The 4,917-nt window shown below is 75.2% G+C and carries 6 protein-coding genes; 5 read left to right on the top strand and 1 reads right to left on the bottom strand.

Annotated elements, in window-relative coordinates; all coding sequences use genetic code 11:
- Window positions 1-53 precede the first annotated feature (53 nt).
- The 3 genes from ACFUEL_RS35160 to ACFUEL_RS35150 all read left to right on the top strand — a co-directional run bounded on the left by ACFUEL_RS35160 (window position 54) and on the right by ACFUEL_RS35150 (window position 2,756).
- Entirely contained in the window at window positions 54-680 is a 627-nt protein-coding gene (locus ACFUEL_RS35160; RefSeq protein ID WP_380241555.1) for a flavodoxin family protein, read from the top strand.
- Between the two features lie 147 nt (window positions 681-827).
- Complete coding sequence (gene lysA, locus ACFUEL_RS35155) at window positions 828-2,117, top strand: diaminopimelate decarboxylase (RefSeq protein ID WP_380241553.1); 1,290 nt, start codon at window positions 828-830, stop codon at window positions 2,115-2,117.
- 153 nt (window positions 2,118-2,270) lie between these two features.
- Window positions 2,271-2,756, top strand: a complete 486-nt coding sequence (locus tag ACFUEL_RS35150) for a hypothetical protein (protein ID WP_380241551.1) — start codon at window positions 2,271-2,273, stop codon at window positions 2,754-2,756.
- A 20-nt stretch (window positions 2,757-2,776) separates the two neighbouring features.
- Here the strand turns inward: ACFUEL_RS35150 and ACFUEL_RS35145 are convergent, their stop codons facing one another.
- The gene (locus ACFUEL_RS35145) at window positions 2,777-3,154 is read right to left on the bottom strand and encodes a hypothetical protein (protein WP_380241549.1); all 378 of its coding nucleotides are present in this window, start codon (window positions 3,152-3,154) and stop codon (window positions 2,777-2,779) included.
- A 94-nt stretch (window positions 3,155-3,248) separates the two neighbouring features.
- On the opposite strand from ACFUEL_RS35145, the gene ACFUEL_RS35140 reads away from it, so the two are divergent.
- Window positions 3,249-3,614 carry a hypothetical protein gene (locus ACFUEL_RS35140; RefSeq protein WP_380241547.1) on the top strand — a complete coding sequence of 122 codons (366 nt, stop codon included), beginning with the start codon at window positions 3,249-3,251 and terminating at the stop codon, window positions 3,612-3,614.
- 885 nt (window positions 3,615-4,499) lie between these two features.
- On the top strand, window positions 4,500-4,917 hold a 418-nt coding region (locus ACFUEL_RS35135), incomplete at its 3' end, for an excalibur calcium-binding domain-containing protein (RefSeq protein ID WP_380241545.1).

Genomic DNA, 4,917 nt, shown 5'->3' with positions numbered 1-4,917 from the left:
CAGACCATAAAGCTTTCGATAAAGCTTTTCCGTGTGACACATGGGGAGTGATCATGCACGTTCGAATCGCCGTCGCCTACCACAGCGGGTACGGCCACACCGCCAGGCAGGCCGAGGCGGTCGCCGCGGGCGCCGGCAAGGTCGAGGACACCACGGTGCGGCTGCTCCCGCTGACCGAACTGGACGACGAACTGTGGCAGGCCCTCGACGAGGCCGACGCGATCGTCTTCGGCTCACCCACCTACATGGGCGGCTCCAGCGCCGTCTTCCGCACCTTCGTCGAGGCCACCTCCCAGGTCTGGGGCGACAACATGCGCTGGAAGGACAAGATCGGCGCCGGCTTCACCAACAGCGGCAACATGGCCGGCGACAAACTGCACACCCTGACCGACATCGCCCTGTTCGCCGCCCAGCACGGCATGATCTGGGTCGGCCTGGCCGAGTACGGCGGCTGGAACACCTCCACCGGCAGCCCCGAGGACCTCAACCGCCTCGGCAGCTGGCTCGGCGCCATGTCCCAGTCCGACAACGACCAGGGCCCCGAGACCACCCCCTGCGCCTCCGACCTGCGCACCGCCGAAGCCCTCGGCCGCCGCGTCGCCGAGATCACCCGGCTCCAGCTCCGCGGCCGCGCCGCCGCCGCCCTCGAACCGGCCGCCCTCGAACCGGCCGCCCGCTGACCCGCTCCCGCTCCCGGGCGCGGCGGCCCCCGGGAGCGGGACGAGGACCGGCTGTCCGTGGTTCGGGCAGTCCAGCGGGCCCCGCACGCTTTGGAGGATGATCCGGGGATCGAGCTGACGACCGGTGAGAAGGACACAAGACCCGCCATGACCTCCCCCGCTGACACCCCCACCGGGCCGCCCGCCCTGCCCGGCGCCATCGACGGCCCCCGCCTCGCGGCCCTCGCCGCCGAACACGGCACCCCGCTGTGGGCGTACGACGCGCAGACCATCCGCGACCAGATCGCCAAGCTGCGCTCCTTCGACGTGATCCGCTTCGCGCAGAAGGCGTGCTCCAACATCCACATCCTGCGCCTGATGCGCGAGGAGGGCGTCCTGGTCGACGCCGTCTCCGAGGGGGAGCTCGAACGGGCCCTGCTGGCCGGCTACCGGATCGGCGGCCCGGACGAACCCGTCGTCCTCACCGCCGACCTGCTCAGCCGCACCGCCCTGCGCCGCGTCGTCGAACTCGGCGTCCCGGTCAACGCCGGCTCCCCGCAGATGCTCGACCAGGTCGGCCGCCTCTCGCCCGGCCACCCCGTCTGGATCCGGGTCAACCCCGGCTTCGGCCACGGCCACAGCCGCAAGACCAACACCGGCGGCGAGCACAGCAAGCACGGCATCTGGCACGAGCACCTGGACGAGAGCCTCGAACTCGTCGACCGCCACGGCCTGGACCTGATCGGCCTGCACATGCACATCGGCTCCGGCGTGGACTACGGCCACCTGGAGAACGTCTGCGAGACCATGGTCAAGCAGGTCCTGGTCACCGGCCGCGACGTGCGCGCCATATCCGCCGGCGGCGGCCTCTCCGTCCCCTACCGCCCCGGCGAGCAGGAGGTCGACACCGACCGCTACTTCCGGCTCTGGGACTCCGCCCGGCAGGAACTCGCCGCCCGGCTCGGCCACCCCGTCCGGCTGGAGATCGAACCCGGCCGCTTCCTGGTCGCGGGCTCCGGCGTGCTGACCGCCGAGGTCCGCGCCCAGAAGGCGGTCGGCAGCAACTGGTTCGTCCTCTCCGACGCGGGCTTCAACGACCTGATGCGGCCCGCCATGTACGGCAGCAGCCACCGTGTCACCGTCCTGGACGGCGACAGCGGCGAGCCCCGCCGCACCGACCCGGTGGACACCGTGCTGGCCGGCCCGCTGTGCGAGTCCGGCGACGTCTTCACCCAGTCCGAGGGCGGCCTCGTCCACTCCGTCCCGCTGCCGCGCACCGAGACCGGCGACCTGGTGGTCTTCCACGACGCGGGCGCCTACGGCGCGAGCATGTCCTCCACCTACAACTCCCGCCCGCTGGTCCCCGAGGTCCTGGTCGACGGCCCCGAGGCCCGCCTCATCCGCCGCCGCCAGAGCATCGCCGACATGCTCGCCACCGAGACCGACCTCCCGGCCTGACCGCCCGCCCCGCCCCGGCCTCTGACCGACCGGCCCCGGGGCGGGGCAACCGTCGAAGGACGCTGGACGTCTCCCCTCTCACCGGGCGGTACGCACCGCCCGACGGCACCACGGCACTACGGCACCCCGGTACCACGGCAAGGAGCGGCGAGGATGGCAGCGACCGGCACCGACACCCCGACCCCGGGAACCCGGCACCCGCACCGGGGCCGCCACGGCGGCCGGTACTGGTACACCGCTGCCGCGCTCGCCTCCGCCACCGTCCCCGCGGTCTTCCTCCGGGCCGTCCGCCTGGCCGACGAACAGATCACGAACCCCGTCGTCGTCCCCGGCGACGACTCACCCGGCGGCGGCTCCATGGGCTACGCGGCCGTCCTGCCGCTGTACGCCCTCGCCGCCCTGGTCTGCCTGCTCCTGCCGCTGCGCTGGGCCCGCACCGCGCTCCGCGCCCGGAGCGGCCGCAGCGCCTGGCCGCGGCCCGCCGTCACGGCGCTCCTGCAGGGCGCCACCCTGGTGTTCGCCCTCCCGCTCGCCCTCACCCTGCCGCAGGGCCCCGCCTGGGCCACCGCACTGGTGACGGCCCAACTGCTCGCCGTCGTCGCCGCCGTCGCTGCGGCCCAGACGGCCCGCCGCCCCTGACGGGCGAGCGGCGGACACCGTCAGACCCCCGCCCGGCCGCTGCGCCGCAGGGCCGCCCACTCCCGCATCCGCCCCACCGCCTCCGGACTGCTCGCCGCCGCGGTGTCCAGCACGGTCACCGCGCCGTCGCCGAGATCGACCAGCTGGTGCTCCAGCGTGCCGGTCGCCACGATCGACAGCACCGCCAGCAACTCGTCGCGCACCTGCGGGGTCAGGTGCGCCCGGTCCTCCGCCCCGACCTCGATCACGTACTCCGTCCCGGGCGCCGCGAGGGAGGCCACCGCGCCGGGCAGCAGCCGGCCCAGCACCCGGAACTCCGCGGGATCCATCCGGGCCCGCAGCGTGTCCAGGTACAGCCGGACCCGGTCGGCCCGGGAGGGAGCGGTGATGTCGTCCATCCGGCCATCCTGCCAGCAGGCCGCCCCCGCCCCGGCCCGCCCCCGGTCCGACCCCCGTCGCGGCTCCGGCGGCCCGGTGGGACATCCTGGGACGATGGACGAGAACACCGACGGGCACCCGGCCCGGTACGCACTGCTCCGCGCCCTGTGGCGGGACGCGATCGACGGCTGGTCCGCCCCGGGCGCCCTGGAGCAACTGCCCGCGGCCCGGCGCCTGCTGGCCGCCGGCGCGGACCGGGAGGACCTGGCACGGCTGGCCCGCGCCGTCGCGTACGAAGCGGTCTTCATGGCGACCGAAACGCTCGACCACGGCCAGGACGCGGCCGCCCCCGGCGCCGGCTGGACACTGCTGGAGACCGGCGGCGACGGAGAACCCACCGGCCGCCCCCTGGACGGCCTGCACGAAGACCTCCTCGCCCTCGACCCGAGCGGACACGACGGCGCCGACCTGTGGGCGTAACCCCACCCCCGGGCCCGCCCCCTCGACCGCCCGCCGCGTTCTCCACCACCACCCCGCCCCCGGTGGCCCCCGCCCCCAGCACCGACCGCCCGTCCACGTGCCGGCGGGGGAAACCGGGCAGCCGCGCGGCGACCTCCGCCCGCACCGCACCCGAGCGCCCGGCCGGCAGCAGGGGTCCGGACACCACGGCCCGCCCGCGCAGATCCGTCAGCGAGAAGGCCGACCACGGCAGGCCCGCGGCAGGGCGACCGCGGCAAGCCGACCGCGGCAGGGCGACGCGCCCACCCGCCGCCCCGCGGTGCGAGGCGTTGACACCCAGCGAAATGCGCGGCCGCCCCGGCCGCTGCGCCGACTCCGGCGGCTGCCGGACCAGCCCCGTCGCGAACGGACCGGCCGCGTGCCGCACCATGGCGGCGTCCTGACTCCCGATCCGGTCAACAGGCCCTGACAGCACGGGAGTTACCCCTACCGGAGCCGACCACAAGACGGCGCGGCGGACCGGATGCCGCAGGCCACCTGGGGCCGGGACAGCGCGGCGGCGCCATGCGTCGGACGCTCGCAAGCCGGGCGCGACCGGACAGCGGACCACCGTCGCAACGGCATGGCACTTCCCTGACGCTCCTGCTCCCGAAGCACCCCCTCCGGTGGCGGAAAACCGAAACCCCGGCCCCGCGCCCGGTCGGACCGAGCCCTCCCGCCTCTCCGGACCCCCGGTTGGTCTAGCGCCGGCCGCTGCCTGGCCAAGGGCCTGCCGCCTGCCGGCACCGGGCACCGCGCGGGTTCCGGGCATGCCGGGGGAGGGCCGGAACGGCTGTCCCCGGTGGCGCGCGAACCGGCGGTGGACACGATGGGTGGCAGTATCCGTACCCACCGTGAAGGAAAGTGATGCTCATGCGTGCCCACGCTGTTCTCGCCACCGCCGCTCTGAGCGCGACCGCCCTCGTGCCGGTCGTCTCGGCAGCCTCCGCCCAGGCGCTGGCGCCCGCCGCGGACACGAAGAACTGCTCCGATTTCGCGACGCAGCCGCAGGCACAGGCGGAGCTGAACGCGGACCCCTCCGATCCCAACCACCTGGACGCCGACAACGACGGCATCGCCTGCGAGGACCTGCCGGCCGGCACCGCGGGCGGGGCGGCCTCCGCGAGCGCCGCGCCCTCCGCCTCCGCGAGCGCTTCCGCCGCCGCCTCCGCCTCCGCCGGGGCGGCCTCCGCGTCGCCGAGCACCGCCACGCCTTCCGGATCGGCTTCGGCGGCGGTGCCGCGCGGTGCGGTCGCGGCCGGCTACGGCCCGTCCGACCACACCG

Origin of the sequence: Kitasatospora sp. NPDC057198 (genome assembly GCF_042670125.1) — a bacterium.
Lineage (GTDB): Bacteria > Actinomycetota > Actinomycetes > Streptomycetales > Streptomycetaceae > Kitasatospora.
Note: the sequence above shows the minus strand (reverse complement) of the source record. Positions and strands in the feature narration are given on the sequence as shown.